Here is a 15,166-nt window from a genome sequence, read left to right on the forward strand (position 1 = left end):
TTAAAAAGCAGGTGTTACGGTTCGTGTTTTGTTTAAACGAGAATCGTTTAATTTACCCATATTAAAATCGGTCTGTGTTATATTCGGAAACTGAATATCTTTAATCCGTACCGTTATAACAAAAACTTGATTAATTGAATGTACCCGGTAAGCAGTTGCCATTACTGTTGTACTTACATTAGGGTTCAAGTAATCCGCTATTGTATTATCTGTATAGTCGTTAGCAGGGTTTTGATCTTGAGATTGATTTTCTTCATTAATAGTTAAAACACCATCATTATCATCATCGGTATCCAAGTAATCTGGAACACCATCGCCATCGGTATCTCTCGGATTTGTTAATGGATCGGCGGCATCGCCTAATTCAATTTTTGTTAAAACATTATCGCCGTCATCATCTTCATCCAAATAATCCGGAATACCATCGCCATCTGTATCGGTTGGATTGGTAGCAGGATTAAAATCGCCATCTAAATTCTCGTCTTCCATTTCTGCAGGAATACCATCTAAATCGTCTTCTATTAATGTGACTTTTATATAGGCTTTTCCTGCAATGCTGGATAAATCTTGTGTAATTTGAACACTAGAAGGCGGAATATCATTACAGAATAATCCAATGGGATCATTGTTATAAGTACGGTAATTAAACTGGTTACCACCAGTTCCAATAAGAACTTCTATTTCTTGATCGTTTACTAGATTGCCATTAGCATCTAATGCTATTAAGCTTTCTAGGGTTAAACCTGGGTTTTTTATTTTGAGAGATAAAGATTCAAAAGGATCGCTTTTTATTTTATAAAAAACCAATTCTCCACAAGCTAAAAAAGTTTCTTCAAAATCGAATTCAACGGTTATAATATCGCCATCATCACAAGACGATAAAATTGAAAAAGTTATAAAAAGTAAGATTAATTTTCGCATGGATACCATATTTTAAACAAACTATAAAAGAATATCCAAATATACAACGCCATGCTGAACAAATAATTTTATTTCTCGTAATTTTGTCAGAATTAATAAAAAGAGAAACCTTCCTATATGAAACCAGTTTATTTTGATAGTGCGGCAACCACGAAAGTGCGAGATGAAGTAATAGATGCCATGACAACTGTTATGCGAAATGACTATGGTAATGCATCATCAACTCATAGTTTTGGGCGTTCATCCAAAGTGTTAATTGAGAAGGCTAGAAAAACGATTGCCAAAAGGCTTAATGTTTCGGCTGGAGAAATAGTATTCACCTCTGGCGGTACGGAAGCGGATAATTTAGCTTTACAATGTGCTGTTAGAGATTTGGGCGTGACACATATTATTACTTCAAAAGTAGAGCACCATGCGGTTTTACATACCGTACAACAATTAGAAAAAACTTATGATGTTAAAGTTAGCTATGTTAAATTAGATACCGATGGACTTGTAAATTATGCCGATTTGGAGCATTTACTGCAAACTGATGGTAAAACTTTAGTGAGCTTAATGCATGTTAATAATGAAATCGGGAATATTTTAGACATTAAACGTGTGGGTAATTTATGTAAAACTCATAATGCTTTGTTTCATAGCGATGCCGTGCAATCTGTTGGACATTACGAAATAGATTTACAAGATATCCATGTAGATTATTTAGCGGCAAGTGCCCATAAATTTCATGGACCTAAAGGTGTTGGTTTTGCTTTTATTAGGAAGAATTCTGGTTTAAAACCATTAATTTTTGGAGGCGAACAAGAACGTGGTATCCGTGCAGGTACTGAAGCTACTCATGATATTGTAGGTTTAGAAAAAGCCTATACTATGGCTTATGATAATTTAGAAAAGGAGAGCGATCAGGTATTAGACTTGAAAAAATATTTTATTTCGGAATTAAAAAATGCCTTCCCAGATGTTACTTTTAATGGTTTGTCGGGTAATTTAGAAAAAAGTACCTATACTTTAATTAATGTCTGTTTACCATTACCTCCAGAAAAAGCATTGATTTTATTATTTCAAATGGATTTAAAAGGTATAGCTTGCTCTAAAGGAAGTGCCTGTCAAAGTGGAAGCAGTAAAGGATCGCATGTGTTAACAGAGGTTTTATGTGAAGACGATTTGAAAAAACCATCCATTCGCTTTTCATTTAGTATCTATAACACAAAAAATGAAATTGATTATGTGATTTCTGTTTTAAAAGAATTTGTGGAGTAGGGAGGTGCGTTTATCACAGAATAGAAAATAGACTAGAAGCTAAAAACAAAGTTCAAAGAAGCAAGAAATTATCTTGATCTTTGAACTTTGTATATTTTATAAGGAGTTTGAAACTATTTTTCAAACAGCTAATCAATGTTTAGGCAGCAACTTTTACTGCAGCCACTTGCTTTTTAACAATAGCTTGCCATTTTTCTAATAAGGCTCTTTCTGTTGTCATTTCAAAATTGACATCTATATTATAAAACTCTAAAACATAATCTTTCTGCCCATTGGTTCTTAGCACCAAATCAATACGTTCGGTTTCAATTTTACTAGTTGTTTTATTCTGAATGGTTTTATCTGTTTTTTGAATGAAACAATCTGTTACTGAACTTAAATCGGCTGTAATCCATTCTGTTTCTTCTTCTGTTTCTTCTTCTGTTTTTTTAGAGTAAACTAGTTTGTTTTCATCTTTATCTATGGCAATAGCATAATAAGTTCCCCAGAAATCCATTTCGGAAACATGCACATTATTAGATTTAGCTTCAGCTATAAAGGTGTTTTTTGCTTTTTTCTTTTTACCATTTTGCGACATTTGAATGAACATAATTGGTACTATAATTACGGCTATTATAATTAAGCCCATGATAAGCGTATTTGAATCCATATTTTTTTATTTTTTTGATTGTTAAAATTGTGCTTAATTAAAAGCATGATACTAAAGACTAAAATGTCTTCTAAACAAAAATTAAAAATGGATTCTAAATAAAATCGTGAAAAGGAAATAGACAGGTTTGGATATTTAAACTAGGTATAATATACTTACCTGTTTTATAATACTGATTGTCTTTCGCTGCTTGCGAAGCGTGTAACGATTTGTAGTTGTTGGATACTAATACAGGTTCTTGAAAGACATCAGCAAGATTGAAAGTCACAGATGTGTGGCCTATTATTTCAAGATCTTGATTGGCATAATAATGAGACGAATTATCTTTAGAAGATTTATGAGTCGTCTGTTTTTTAACCGTATTTTCTGAAATCGAATTTGCAAAAACATCATGAACCGTTACACCAAAGTTTAAAACATAAACTAGGAGTAGGGAAATGACTATATGAAGTTGAAACTTCGTTTTCATACTACAAAAGTAGTACAAAGTTGGTTCGGTTAAATCAAAACTTTGTTAAATTTTTATAAGAAAACAGTTTTTTTAGAAACGCATACTTGTGCGCACATTAAATACGCGAGGCGTTAAATAATTGGGAATTGCATACTGGCGTTTACTATATACATCGCGCACCCAAGTGTTTGTTATGGAATTCTGAACATCAAATACGTTGAATATCTCAACACCTAATGATAGATATTTAAAGGGTTTGCGCCAGCCTCTTTCATAATTATCTTTATTATCTACAATTACATATTGAAAACCAATGTCGGCACGTTTGTAGTCTGGCAAGCGATTTTGGTATTGATATGGATCCGCATAACTGGGAGAACCTCCGGGCAAACCTGTATTATAAACTAGGTTTAAATACATTTTCATTTTAGGTAAATTAGGTACGTAATCTTGGAATAATGCAGCAAATTTTAAACGCTGATCGGTTGGCCTCGGAATATAACCTTTATTGTCTATGTTTTCTTCGGTTTTTAAAAAACCAAAACTAAACCAAGACTCTGTTCCTGGTACAAATTCCCCATTTAAGCGCATATCTAAACCGTAGGCATAAGCTTCGGAGTTATTGTTAGCCCGGTAGCGAATGCGCACATTTTCCAAGGTATATGGGTTTACATCATTTATTTTTTTATAGTAAGCTTCAGTGGTTAATTTAAAAGGGCGATCCCACATTTTAAAACTATAATCGTTTCCCAAAACAATATGAAAAGATTGTTGCGCTTTCACATTTGGTCTAACCGTTCCCGAGGAATCTCGTAATTCTCTATAAAAAGGGGGTTGGTAATATAGTCCTGTTCCAATTCGAAATAACATATCTTTTTTCCAATTAGGCTTAATGGCGAATTGTGCTCGCGGACTCACAACAGTTTGGTTATTACTTTCAATACCATCATCTTTAACAGTCCAATTATGAACTCGGGCACCAACATTTAACCAGGCTTCACTATCGCCAATATCCATGCGTTTGCTCCATTGCAAATACGCTTGAACTCTATCAATTTGTGTTTGGTTCTTAGCACGAACGTTTTGGAAAGGTTCTAGAGGCCCTTCATAAGGGGCATACGGTTGATTATTGAAAGCATCTGAACTTGGCGGGTTGATTGAAAATCCAGCAGAATCGATTACTTCCCATTCTACCAATCGATCACGAATGTCTTCATTGGTGTATTTTATAGACCATTCAAATTCATGATCATCGTTTTTATAATCTCCTTGGTGTTCCATAGTTGTAATTAAGGCATCTAAATTATTCCGACCGTGATTTAATTGGCCTCCAATACCTTCGCTAAACTCAACCTCACCCAAATCATTATTGCCAATATTAGTATTTACTTCACCTAAACGATATTGTGCCAAAATATCAAAATGTTCTTCTTCAATGGTATGATATGTGGATGCGATGAGATTTAACGTCAAATCATCATTTAATAGATAAGTTCCTTTTAACGCACCGAAATAGGTTTCGTATTTATCGCGCTCCTGACCCTCGTAAAAAACCAATAAAGCTAACGGGTTTTGAAGTGTTCCAAAATTTGTCTGTCGGGTTTCAGGCTCGTAATTGTATTTATTAATAGAAGCATTTCCTAAAAAACTCAATTGAAATTTATCGGTAAATTTATAGGTTAAATAGGTTTGAATATCGGCAAATTTAGGGTCGTAATTGGTTTCTGTTTCTTTAGCGTTTACCAATAAACTGTTATCGCGATAACGCATACCAATAATGCCGTTAAATTTAGAGTCTTTACTTTTTCCTTCTGCGGAAACACTGGCGCCAAGCAAACTTAAATCCGCACTAACTCCAAATTGGTAAGGTTTTCTGTAAGTGATATCTAATACTGATGATAGTTTATCACCATATTTAGCTTGAAAACCACCAGCTGAAAAATCGACATTCTGAACCAAATCTGTATTTACGAAACTTAAACCTTCCTGCTGTCCCGATCGGATTAAAAAAGGACGATATACTTCTATACCGTTTACATAAACGAGGTTTTCATCAAAATTTCCACCACGAACGGAGTATTGCGTACTCAATTCATTATTACTACTTACACCAGGTAGCGTTTTTAATAAATTTTCAACGCCAGAATTGGCACCTGGAATATTTCTAATCGTTTCTGGTTCAAAAGTGACAATACCTGCCACATCTTTACGTGTTTTACCCGAAATTACGACTGTTGCTATTTGCTCTATGGTATCATCCATAACTGGATGAAACTCCACATCTTCGCCATTTTTAAGATGGAATGTAGCTATTACAGATTTAAAGGTAATATGAGAGAATATAATGGTTATATCTTGATTTGCAGGTATTTTTATGTTGTAGTAACCCGAGTCGTTTGTCGTAGTTCCTGCTGTTCCTGCTGAAATATTTACGTCTGGAATTGGCGTGTTATTGCCACTTAAAATCACCCCTTTAAGTGTTCCTGTCTGTGCAACGACAGATAAAGTAGCCATTAAAAAGAAAGTAATTAAAACTAAAAAAGATTTATATGTCAATTTGGATGATTTTATTTTCGGAAAAAGCTTGTTTCAAAAATAGAATTATTTCCAACATTATCTGTTACAATTAGCTTTAAATAATTTTTTGTTTCTGAAGAAATAGCGTCATTAAAATCATAAGTCAGCGTATTTGTTTTGTATTCGTATTCCATTAAAATCCATTTCCCATTTAGAGTCGCGCGATAATTTGAAATTCCAGACTCATTATCTTGAATTCTTAATTTTAAGAAACGGTAATTGCTTAACCATTTACCTTCAGAAAAATTTATGGGTTCTATTTTAGGATTTATAGAGTCTCTAGCCAAGGCATAAGTTCCAAGTGTTTTGGAGTATGTGGTAAGCGTATTTTCTTTTCTATATGTTTTAGAATACAACGCATATTGTTTTTTCCAACCAACAAGTCTCGCTATATATAGGTTATCCGAATCCTTATTTTTATAATTACTAATATCATAGGAAATACTAAAGTTTTTTCTAATCGGGATTATGTCTTCATGCAGAGTAATCGTGTCATTTTGGACTTGAAAATCTATGTAGAAATCATCGAAAAAAGTACCCTGTGGGAAATTTACAGAAATGTTTTTGTTTATGAGTTCATTAGATTTTTTTGAATAGATATGAAATGGCGTAATTTGTTTTAGTTTAGGTTTTGCATCGGCAGATTTATCGCCTTCAATATTAATGGTCAACCAAACATCGTTATTATGAAAATCTTTAACACGCACTTTATAAACAGAAGATGTACTGTCTTGGATTTTTATATAGCCATAATCGTTTATATTTTTATACATGCTTAAGTCGTTATCGCTTTCTACGAATAGTTTTTGAAGTCGTTTTTTGTTTTGGGTATAATGTTCATAATCGATATAACGGTTAAGCAGACGGGTTTCATCAAAAGAAAAACGTTTAAAGTCAATTTCAAATACCTGATTTCCATTATAAAATGTTTGAATATTTTCCACACCATTGGTGTTGCTCGCTAAGTCTTGACGATCATTAGCTTCAATGGCAAAACCTATCTTCCCAAACGCTTTGATGTTTTCTACGGTATAATCACCATTTTTGTTGCTAATTAACCGTAGTTTTTGTTTTCCGCTTATGGAATTTATATGAGCATCTTCCGAAATAGTATAAGCGTAAACGTCCGAAATATAGGGTCTGGTTTTATCTTGTATATCAACTCCAAAAAGCAATGGGTTTAATGGTCTTTCAGCATTATCGCGTATTTCAAAATGCAAATGTGGACCACCAGAGCCGCCTGTGTTTCCACTTAAGGCAATTAACTCGCTTTTTAAAACAGGTAATTCATTAGGCTTCGGAAAAACTTCAACTTCATAACTTTCCTGCTCATACTGTAGTTTTTTAATATAAGCCTCTAATTCTGGTGCCAGTTTCTGTAAATGTGCGTAAACAGTGGTGTAACCATTTGGATGTGTAATATACAGTGCTTTTCCATAACCATAATGCGCGATTTTTATACGACTAACATAGCCATCGGCAGTTGCAAACACTTTTAAACCTTCACGCTGCTGTGTTTTAATATCCAGTCCCGAATGAAAATGGTTGGAACGCAATTCACCAAAAGTTCCTGATGGGATTATCGCGATATCTAAAGGATGTCTAAAGTAATCTTCAGGATACGGATTTTGCGCATGAGCTAGAAACGTAAAAAGCAGTGAAAAAAAAAGAAATTTTTGCATATAGGTGTATGTTGCGGCTAAATTATTAATTTGATTCAAGTTGGACAAGTAAAACCGTAAGCATTGCCAAAATGTTGATTTAGAGAGGAAACGTGAAATATTTAAATTTTATTGAAAAACTATTGTTAATTAAATTAGGTATGTTAACTTTGTGAGATAAGTATGGATATGATACATGAGTAAAATTGAGGAAACTGTAAGTGTTTTAGAAACCAAAATTAACAAGGTTTTAGACAAGCAAGAGCTTTTAAAACAAGCTAATTTAAAATTGCAGCAGGAATTACAATCGACTCAAAGCATGCTTCAAGCCCACAAAGCGACTATCGTAACATGGGAAGAAAAATATGAAGCGCTAAAAATAGCCAATTCCATGCTCGGCAGTGACGAAAATAAAAGAGAGACAAAACTCAAAATAAACACATTAATTAGGGAGATTGATCATTGTATTGCCCAACTTTCGGATTAATGAATCATAGTTTTCAATGTCAGAGAAACTAAAAATAAAGCTATCAATAGCCAATCGGGTGTATCCTTTAACGATTACACCAAATCAAGAAGAAGGATTGCGTAAAGCAGCCAAGAATATTGAAGCTATGATAAAACAATTTGAGCAAAGTTATTCTGTTCAAGATAAGCAAGATGTTTTGGCCATGTGTGCCTTGCAGTTTGCATCGCAAGTTGAACAGAAATCATTAGATAAAGATTATGCGAGCGAAACAGTGGAATTAAAGTTGGAAGCTTTAAACGATTTGTTGGATGCGCATTTAGACTCTTAACGTTCTTATAAATAAAATAAAGGTTTACTGCCTGCATTAGTTATTATTTTGATAAACTCAACGCGAATTCTTTAAAAAGGGTGAGTTTAAGTTGTAAAAGCGCGCTGTTAGTGCTGAATTTATTCAGTATCTCGGACAGATTCTTGATCAGCTTGGTATCCCTAAACTTGTTTTAAGGAGTTTATACAAAACTTTACACTGGTGCAGGCTTTTTTTATATAAATTAATCAACTAGAAAATGGATAATACAATTATAATTGTAGGGGGAATATTATTGGGTGTCATAATTGGATTTATTGCGGCTAAAGTGCTGGAGCGTAGCAATGCGTCTAAAGTTATAAAAAGTGCTAAAAAATCGGCTTCAGCTATATTAAGAGCTGCGAAGAGTGAAGGAGAAGCCCTTAAAAAAGATAAAATACTTCAAGCAAAAGAAAAGTTTATAGAACTTAAGTCGGAGCATGAAAAAGTTATTATGTCTCGTGATAAGAAAATGGCGGATTCTGAAAAACGTACACGTGATAAAGAGTCGCAAGTGTCTGGAGAACTTTCTAAAAGCAAGAAATTAAATGATAAATTAGAAGATAAGGTTAAAGACTATGACCACCGATTAGAAGTTATTGAGAAAAGGCAGGAAGAAGTGGATAGATTACACAGAAGCCAAATAGAACAATTAGAAGTTATTTCTAGTTTATCTGCCGAAGATGCCAAAGCACAATTAATAGAGTCCTTAAAAGGAGAGGCTAAAAGTGATGCTATGGCTTATATTCAAAGCACCATTGAAGAATCTAAATTAACGGCACAGCAGGAAGCTAAAAAAATTATTATTAATACCATTCAACGTATTGGAACTGAAGAAGCAGTGGATAACTGTGTATCTGTTTTTAATATTGAATCGGATGATGTTAAAGGACGTATAATTGGTCGTGAAGGTCGGAATATTCGCGCTATTGAAGCAGCAACTGGTGTTGAGATTATTGTTGATGATACGCCAGAAGCGATTATCTTATCATGTTTTGATTCTGTACGTCGTGAAATTGCACGATTATCACTTCATAAATTAGTAACGGATGGTCGTATTCACCCGGCACGTATTGAAGAGGTTGTTCAAAAAACAACCAAGCAGATTGAACAAGAAATTATTGAGGTTGGGAAGCGTACCATTATAGATTTAGGAATTCATAACCTGCATCCTGAATTAATTAAAATGGTTGGACGTATGAAATATCGTTCTTCATACGGACAAAACTTATTACAACACTCGCGTGAAGTTGCCAAGCTTTGCGGTATTATGGCAGCCGAGTTGGGCTTAAATCCAAAAGCAGCAAAACGCGCTGGACTTTTACATGATATTGGAAAAGTACCAGATGCCGAAGCAGATATGGAAACGCCACATGCTATTTTAGGTATGCAGTGGGCGGAAAAATATGGTGAAAAGGAAGACGTTTGTAATGCTATTGGAGCGCACCATGATGAAATTGAAATGAAAACCCTGTTAGCACCGATCGTTCAAGTGTGTGATGCTATTTCAGGAGCAAGACCAGGCGCTAGACGTCAAGTTTTAGATAGTTATATTCAACGATTAAAAGATTTGGAAGATATTGCTATCGGTTTTGGCGGTGTTAAAAAGGCCTATGCTATTCAAGCAGGTCGCGAATTACGTGTTATTGTAGAAAGCGATAGAGTAGATGATCAAAAAGCGGCGGATTTATCTTTTAATATTTCACAAAAAATTCAAACGGATATGACCTATCCAGGACAGGTGAAAGTAACGGTTATTCGTGAAACACGAGCTGTTAACATTGCCAAGTAAAAGTTTATAAAATAGATAATATTAAAAGTTCTTCTAGAAATAGAAGGACTTTTTTGGTTTCAATACTAATGGGTTTAAGTTGAAAAGACCTCACAGGTTTTATCCCGAACCGTCGGGACTGTGAGGTCTGAAGACTGAAATAAATTCAGAATTAATTTATTTTCTAGGATGAAAAGTTTGAATAGCTTTCTTCAATTGTTTTTTATCCAAATGCATATAGATTTCCGTAGTTGTAATGCTTAGATGACCTAACATCATTTGTATGGCTCTTAAGTCCGCGCCATTTTCCAATAAATGTGTAGCAAAGGAATGTCTGAAAGTATGTGGCGAAATAGTTTTATTTAAATTTATTTCTTCCGCTAATTTTTTAATAATCGTAAAAACCATCGCGCGGGTGAGTTGTTTTCCGCGATTGTTTAAAAACAAAGTATCATTAAATTCCTTTTGAATTTTGATAGCTGTTCTAACCTCGTTTATATAAATATTAATATAATTTTGAGTAGCGGGACCAATTGGAACAAAACGTTGTTTATCACCTTTACCGATGATATTTATAAAACCTTCTTCAAAAAACAAATCCGATAATTTTAAGTTTACCAATTCACTAACCCGTAATCCGCAACCATAGAGCGTTTCTAGCATCGTGCGGTCGCGTTCTCCAATGCGTACTTGGTTGTATTCCTTGGATAAATCTATGGCGTTAATTAGTCGATCAATATCCTCTAGACTTAAAGTATCAGGTAGCTTTCTGCCCGTTCTGGGTGATTCAATTAAATCGACTGGATTATCATTTCTATAATCCTCAAAAACCAAAAAGTTAAAAAAACTTCGTAAACCCGAAATTATGCGTGATTGTGAACGTGGGTTTACACCTTTTGCAACCTGATAAATAAATTGCTGAATGGTTTCCGAGTTGATATGAATGGGGGATACCGCTATTTTATGATCTTCTAAATAAGCGATAAGTTTTTCAATATCAAAACTGTAGCTCGCTATGGTGTTTTTAGATAAACCACGTTCAATTTTTAAATATAAACTAAAATCGGTGAGTGCTTGATGCCATTTCATGATTGCAAAAGTACAGTTTAAATAGGCGATTTTATTATTTTTGAAAATATTGAAGTGATTAGAAACATGAATTTATATTAGTTAACTATAAGTTTATACATTTATTTGTTAAAATAAAAAGTTACATGTTAATTACAAATAATCTAAAAAAAGTGTTTAGTTTGCGGTAATCAATAACTTAAAATTTTAATATTATGAAAAAATTATTTTTGTTTGCAGTGGTTGCTGTTTTTAGTTTAGCTTCAATTTCGGCGCAAGATATTCGATTTGGTGTTAAAGGAGGTGTTAACTTCGCAAATATAGCTGGAGACTTTGGCGTTGCGGGCATTAGTACTGATTTAGAAGACGCAGAAATGAAGGTTGGCTTCCATATAGGTGGGTTAGCAGAGTTTAAACTTTCAGAAAAATTTGCTTTACAGCCGGAATTACTATTTTCAAATCAAGGATACAAGTCTAACTATTTAGATAATGATGATCGTAAGGTAGATTATAATGTTAATCTAAACTACATCAATATTCCTATTATGGCTAAATTTATGCTAATTGAAGGTTTAGCTATTGAAGCTGGTCCTCAAGTTGGGTTTTTAATATCAGCCAAAAACGAATTGAATGATTCTAATAATGATTTGGTGAGCGATGATACTAAAATTGACAGTAAAGATCTATATAAGACATTAGATTTCGGATTAAACTTTGGTGTAAGTTATGAGTTGCCAAGTGGCCTTTTCTTTTCTGCACGTTATAATTTAGGTTTATCTAAAGTGGATGACGAGGATTATTATGGTGATGTAGTTGATTTAGGGATATTTTCATTTTCACGTAAGAACCGTGTAGCTCAAATCTCTGCTGGTTTTATGTTTTAATTTGTACAATCAAATATAATATGAAAAACCATCCCATCTCGGATGGTTTTTTTATACCAAAACTTAACGTATATAAGACTGAAATTACTTGAAGTTCCTGTTTTTTCTAACTATATTTTAATGGGAGAAACTTACATATATGTTACCATAAAATTATCAATTTATTGATAAATAATAATTTTGGTATCAAGTATTGAAAACAGGGATGAATAGAGGCTTGGATCTTAAAATTTAAGTTTTAATTGAGATTTAAAATTTGGTTTAGAACTATTAAAAACTACTGAGTCTTTTTGATTTGGTTGATATGATGATTAGACTTAATTTTGCATCTTCAAATAAATTAAAAACTAAATTTAAGTTTATCAAGATGAAAAAATTATTATTTGTTGCTGCTATTGCAGCATTCGGTTTTACCAATGTAAGTGCACAAGAAGATTACGGTACATTTGGTTTCGCAGAAGGCGATATCTTTATTGAAGGTAACGTTGGATTCAATTCTTCTAATGACAAGAACACAGATGAGAAAATAAGTGGTTACACCATCAGCCCTAAAGCTGGTTATTTTTTAACTGAAGACTTAGCTCTAGGTGTTAATTTAGGTTTTGCAGGTACTAAAACTAAACTTGCAGGAACTACTACAGCAGACGTTAATGCTTTAGGTGCAGGTGTATTTGCGCGTTACTACTTTTTAGATTTAGGAAAGCGTTTTAAAACGTTTACTGAATTAGGTATTGGTTATTCGGGTGCTGAAGACAAAATTAGTGATGTAAAGTTAAACACTATTGGTGCTGGATTTGATTTAGGTATCAACTACTTTGTTACTGAAAACATTGCATTATCTTTTGGCTTAAAGAACATCTTATCGTTCTCTACAGGTAAAGCAGAAGTTGGTGGAGCTAAAGGAGAATCAGTTTCAGAATTCAATTTCGGTTTCGGAGATGTTGCTAATCCATTTGGTGGTAACGCTATGTTTGGTTTATTATTCAAATTATAGTAAGATTGCATTACCCAATATTATATTAAAACCGAAGCATCTGCTTCGGTTTTTTTGTTTCCATAATTTACTAAAAAACGTTAATTACGCTCTTTAACCTGTTAAATACCGTTAACGTTGCATCCAAACGCGTAATACTTGTCGTACAATAGCTATAACTTTAAAACTATAAGACAAATGAAAAAAGTATTTTTAGTAGCAGCTATTACGGTTTTTGCCATTTCAAACAGTAACGCGCAGTCAGATTCAAAAGCAGTGCAATTTGGCGTTAAAGGTGGTGTAAATTTCTCAACCATTACAAGCGATGATTTTGATGATGCTGATTCAAGAACGAGTTTCAATGTTGGGGTACTTGCAGAAATTCCACTTACAGAACGCATCTCTATTCAGCCCGAAGCATTGTATTCTGGCCAGGGTTTCACTAGTAAGGTGTTAAATCAAGATGTGGATTATAATTTGAACTATATTCAAGTTCCTGTTTTAGTTAAAGTATATCTTATTGAAGGCTTAAGTGTGGAAGCTGGTCCTCAATTTGGCTTCAAAATTCATGAGGAAATAAAAGTTGATTCAGATGCAATTGGTGGTAATACTACCATTGATCCAGACGATTCAGCTATCAAGGATTTTGATACTAGTGTCGCCTTTGGTGCAGCCTATAAATTTGATAACGGTTTTTTTATAAACGGTCGTTATAATATGGGATTAACAAACATCTTTAAGGATGACACTGTAATTGAAAATATAGATGCCAAAAATGCGGTTTGGCAAATTGGAGCTGGATTTATGTTCTAGATTATTTATATACAGTTAATTATAGTAAAGCCGAAGTTTAAACTTCGGCTTTTTTATTATATAAATTTTAATTGAGTTATTTATTATTTTTTTTAAGTCAATATACCCCTCAAAAATCGACAATCTTTGTATTTCAATTAATAATTAATAATAGCATAACAATATGAAAAAAGTAATTTTAGTAGCTGCAGCAGCAGTATTCTCAATGACAAGCATCAACGCTCAATCGGATTCTAAAGCAGTTCAGTTTGGTGTTAAAGGTGGTGTGAATTTCTCAACCATTACAAGTGATGATTTTAATGATTTAAAATCTAGAACGAGTTTTAATGTTGGTTTATTAGCTGAAATTCCACTTACAGATCGCATCTCTATTCAACCAGAGGTTATGTATTCAGGTCAAGGTTTTGACGTGAAAGAAGTAGATCAGGATAATGTTTTTGATACTAATGAAAATGTAGAATATCAATTAGATTACATTCAAGTACCTGTATTAGTTAAAGTATATCTTATTGAAGGATTAAGCGTGGAAGCGGGTCCTCAATTTGGATTTAAAATTCATGAAGAATTGGATTTTCAACCAAATTCTGATGGAGGTGATATAGAAGTTAATGCAGATGATTCTTATATCAAAGATTTTGATACATCTTTAGCTCTTGGTGCAGCCTATAAGTTTGATGGAGGTTTCTTTGTAAACGCTCGTTACACATTTGGTTTAACAAGTATCTTTAAAGATGATACCGTATTTCAAAATGTAGATGCAAAAAATGCTGTATGGCAAGCTGGTGTTGGATTTATGTTCTAAATCTAACAGTTTAATAGAATTAAAAACCGAAGTTTCAGCTTCGGTTTTTTTTATACCTTTACTTTATGAAAAAACTCATTATAATAAATGGCCCTAATTTAAATCTATTAGGCGTTCGAGAACCTGAAATTTACGGTAATTTATCATTTACAGAGTTCTTGGATGAAATTTCATCGAAATTTAAAGATGTAACTATCGATTACTTTCAATCGAACATAGAAGGTGAATTAATAAACAAACTGCATGAAGTTGGATTCTCATACGATGGAATCATTTTAAACGCCGCTGCTTATACACATACGTCTGTGGGTATTGGTGATGCTGTTTCGGGTATTAAAACGCCAGTTGTGGAAGTTCATATTTCTAATACTTTCAGTAGAGAGGATTTTAGACATCAATCTTATATTGCGCCGCATACAAAAGGTGTTATTGTTGGTTTTGGACTACAGAGTTATGAATTAGCGATTCAGAGTTTTATCCCATCTTAACCTTCTCAATCGGAAGGAACTCTTGTCCTTGCG

15 protein-coding genes and 1 other RNA gene are annotated in these 15,166 nt (G+C 33.4%); 10 read left to right on the plus strand and 6 right to left on the minus strand.

All coding sequences use genetic code 11. From position 1 onward, the window contains the following. A complete protein-coding gene (locus BZARG_RS05780; RefSeq protein WP_008636319.1) occupies positions 1 to 921 on the minus strand; it encodes a hypothetical protein in 921 nt (306 codons plus the stop codon). 117 nt (positions 922 to 1,038) lie between these two features. On the opposite strand from BZARG_RS05780, the gene BZARG_RS05785 reads away from it, so the two are divergent. Further along, positions 1,039 to 2,181 carry a cysteine desulfurase family protein gene (locus tag BZARG_RS05785; protein WP_008636305.1) on the plus strand — a complete coding sequence of 381 codons (1,143 nt, stop codon included), beginning with the start codon at positions 1,039 to 1,041 and terminating at the stop codon, positions 2,179 to 2,181. A gap of 139 nt (positions 2,182 to 2,320) precedes the next feature. Here BZARG_RS05785 and BZARG_RS05790 read toward each other — a convergent pair whose 3' ends face one another. From BZARG_RS05790 to BZARG_RS05805, 4 genes are all read right to left on the minus strand, one after another. Then, positions 2,321 to 2,830 (minus strand): hypothetical protein, encoded by a 510-nt coding sequence (locus BZARG_RS05790; protein WP_008636326.1) that lies wholly within the window; start codon positions 2,828 to 2,830, stop codon positions 2,321 to 2,323. Positions 2,831 to 2,924: 94 nt separating this feature from the next. Beyond that, positions 2,925 to 3,299: a hypothetical protein gene (locus BZARG_RS05795; RefSeq protein WP_008636324.1), complete on the minus strand. Its 375-nt coding sequence runs from the start codon at positions 3,297 to 3,299 to the stop codon at positions 2,925 to 2,927. A 72-nt stretch (positions 3,300 to 3,371) separates the two neighbouring features. Next, the gene (locus tag BZARG_RS05800; RefSeq protein ID WP_050807290.1) at positions 3,372 to 5,795 is read right to left on the minus strand and encodes a TonB-dependent receptor; all 2,424 of its coding nucleotides are present in this window, start codon (positions 5,793 to 5,795) and stop codon (positions 3,372 to 3,374) included. 53 nt (positions 5,796 to 5,848) lie between these two features. Then, positions 5,849 to 7,540 carry a M23 family metallopeptidase gene (locus BZARG_RS05805; RefSeq protein WP_040288065.1) on the minus strand — a complete coding sequence of 564 codons (1,692 nt, stop codon included), beginning with the start codon at positions 7,538 to 7,540 and terminating at the stop codon, positions 5,849 to 5,851. Between the two features lie 175 nt (positions 7,541 to 7,715). Between BZARG_RS05805 and BZARG_RS05810 the strand changes: the two genes are divergently transcribed. The 4 genes from BZARG_RS05810 to rny all read left to right on the plus strand — a co-directional run bounded on the left by BZARG_RS05810 (position 7,716) and on the right by rny (position 10,126). After that, positions 7,716 to 8,006, plus strand: coding sequence for a hypothetical protein (locus BZARG_RS05810; RefSeq protein WP_008636353.1), 291 nt, complete (start codon positions 7,716 to 7,718; stop codon positions 8,004 to 8,006). A 16-nt stretch (positions 8,007 to 8,022) separates the two neighbouring features. Continuing rightward, positions 8,023 to 8,316: a cell division protein ZapA gene (locus BZARG_RS05815; RefSeq protein ID WP_008636284.1), complete on the plus strand. Its 294-nt coding sequence runs from the start codon at positions 8,023 to 8,025 to the stop codon at positions 8,314 to 8,316. A 55-nt stretch (positions 8,317 to 8,371) separates the two neighbouring features. Then, positions 8,372 to 8,499: non-coding RNA, 6S RNA (gene ssrS, locus BZARG_RS15450), on the plus strand. Between the two features lie 55 nt (positions 8,500 to 8,554). Next, positions 8,555 to 10,126, plus strand: coding sequence for a ribonuclease Y (gene rny, locus BZARG_RS05820; protein WP_008636292.1), 1,572 nt, complete (start codon positions 8,555 to 8,557; stop codon positions 10,124 to 10,126). A 156-nt stretch (positions 10,127 to 10,282) separates the two neighbouring features. Here rny and xerD read toward each other — a convergent pair whose 3' ends face one another. Beyond that, positions 10,283 to 11,194 carry a site-specific tyrosine recombinase XerD gene (gene xerD, locus BZARG_RS05825; protein ID WP_008636288.1) on the minus strand — a complete coding sequence of 304 codons (912 nt, stop codon included), beginning with the start codon at positions 11,192 to 11,194 and terminating at the stop codon, positions 10,283 to 10,285. 194 nt (positions 11,195 to 11,388) lie between these two features. Between xerD and BZARG_RS05830 the strand changes: the two genes are divergently transcribed. The 5 genes from BZARG_RS05830 (at position 11,389) to aroQ (ending at position 15,133) form a co-directional block, all read left to right on the plus strand. After that, positions 11,389 to 12,057: a porin family protein gene (locus BZARG_RS05830; protein ID WP_008636338.1), complete on the plus strand. Its 669-nt coding sequence runs from the start codon at positions 11,389 to 11,391 to the stop codon at positions 12,055 to 12,057. Between the two features lie 367 nt (positions 12,058 to 12,424). Further along, complete coding sequence (locus BZARG_RS05835; RefSeq protein WP_008636278.1) at positions 12,425 to 13,051, plus strand: outer membrane beta-barrel protein; 627 nt, start codon at positions 12,425 to 12,427, stop codon at positions 13,049 to 13,051. A 177-nt stretch (positions 13,052 to 13,228) separates the two neighbouring features. Further along, positions 13,229 to 13,843 (plus strand): porin family protein, encoded by a 615-nt coding sequence (locus tag BZARG_RS05840; RefSeq protein ID WP_008636275.1) that lies wholly within the window; start codon positions 13,229 to 13,231, stop codon positions 13,841 to 13,843. A 163-nt stretch (positions 13,844 to 14,006) separates the two neighbouring features. Next, positions 14,007 to 14,645, plus strand: a complete 639-nt coding sequence (locus tag BZARG_RS05845) for a porin family protein (RefSeq protein WP_008636350.1) — start codon at positions 14,007 to 14,009, stop codon at positions 14,643 to 14,645. A 65-nt stretch (positions 14,646 to 14,710) separates the two neighbouring features. Beyond that, positions 14,711 to 15,133 (plus strand): type II 3-dehydroquinate dehydratase, encoded by a 423-nt coding sequence (gene aroQ / locus BZARG_RS05850; RefSeq protein WP_008636352.1) that lies wholly within the window; start codon positions 14,711 to 14,713, stop codon positions 15,131 to 15,133. Positions 15,134 to 15,166 lie beyond the last annotated feature (33 nt).

It is taken from the genome of Bizionia argentinensis JUB59 (assembly GCF_000224335.1).
Taxonomy (GTDB): Bacteria; Bacteroidota; Bacteroidia; order Flavobacteriales; family Flavobacteriaceae; genus Algorimicrobium; species Algorimicrobium argentinense.

Coding starts and splice junctions, on each gene's coding strand:
- BZARG_RS05780 (WP_008636319.1), bottom strand. CDS start 921: ATGCGAAAATTAATCTTACTTTTTATAACTTTTTCAATTTTATCGTCT.
- BZARG_RS05785 (WP_008636305.1), top strand. CDS start 1,039: ATGAAACCAGTTTATTTTGATAGTGCGGCAACCACGAAAGTGCGAGAT.
- BZARG_RS05790 (WP_008636326.1), bottom strand. CDS start 2,830: ATGGATTCAAATACGCTTATCATGGGCTTAATTATAATAGCCGTAATT.
- BZARG_RS05795 (WP_008636324.1), bottom strand. CDS start 3,299: ATGAAAACGAAGTTTCAACTTCATATAGTCATTTCCCTACTCCTAGTT.
- BZARG_RS05800 (WP_050807290.1), bottom strand. CDS start 5,795: ATGGCTACTTTATCTGTCGTTGCACAGACAGGAACACTTAAAGGGGTG.
- BZARG_RS05805 (WP_040288065.1), bottom strand. CDS start 7,540: ATGCAAAAATTTCTTTTTTTTTCACTGCTTTTTACGTTTCTAGCTCAT.
- BZARG_RS05810 (WP_008636353.1), top strand. CDS start 7,716: ATGAGTAAAATTGAGGAAACTGTAAGTGTTTTAGAAACCAAAATTAAC.
- BZARG_RS05815 (WP_008636284.1), top strand. CDS start 8,023: ATGTCAGAGAAACTAAAAATAAAGCTATCAATAGCCAATCGGGTGTAT.
- rny (WP_008636292.1), top strand. CDS start 8,555: ATGGATAATACAATTATAATTGTAGGGGGAATATTATTGGGTGTCATA.
- xerD (WP_008636288.1), bottom strand. CDS start 11,194: ATGAAATGGCATCAAGCACTCACCGATTTTAGTTTATATTTAAAAATT.
- BZARG_RS05830 (WP_008636338.1), top strand. CDS start 11,389: ATGAAAAAATTATTTTTGTTTGCAGTGGTTGCTGTTTTTAGTTTAGCT.
- BZARG_RS05835 (WP_008636278.1), top strand. CDS start 12,425: ATGAAAAAATTATTATTTGTTGCTGCTATTGCAGCATTCGGTTTTACC.
- BZARG_RS05840 (WP_008636275.1), top strand. CDS start 13,229: ATGAAAAAAGTATTTTTAGTAGCAGCTATTACGGTTTTTGCCATTTCA.
- BZARG_RS05845 (WP_008636350.1), top strand. CDS start 14,007: ATGAAAAAAGTAATTTTAGTAGCTGCAGCAGCAGTATTCTCAATGACA.
- aroQ (WP_008636352.1), top strand. CDS start 14,711: ATGAAAAAACTCATTATAATAAATGGCCCTAATTTAAATCTATTAGGC.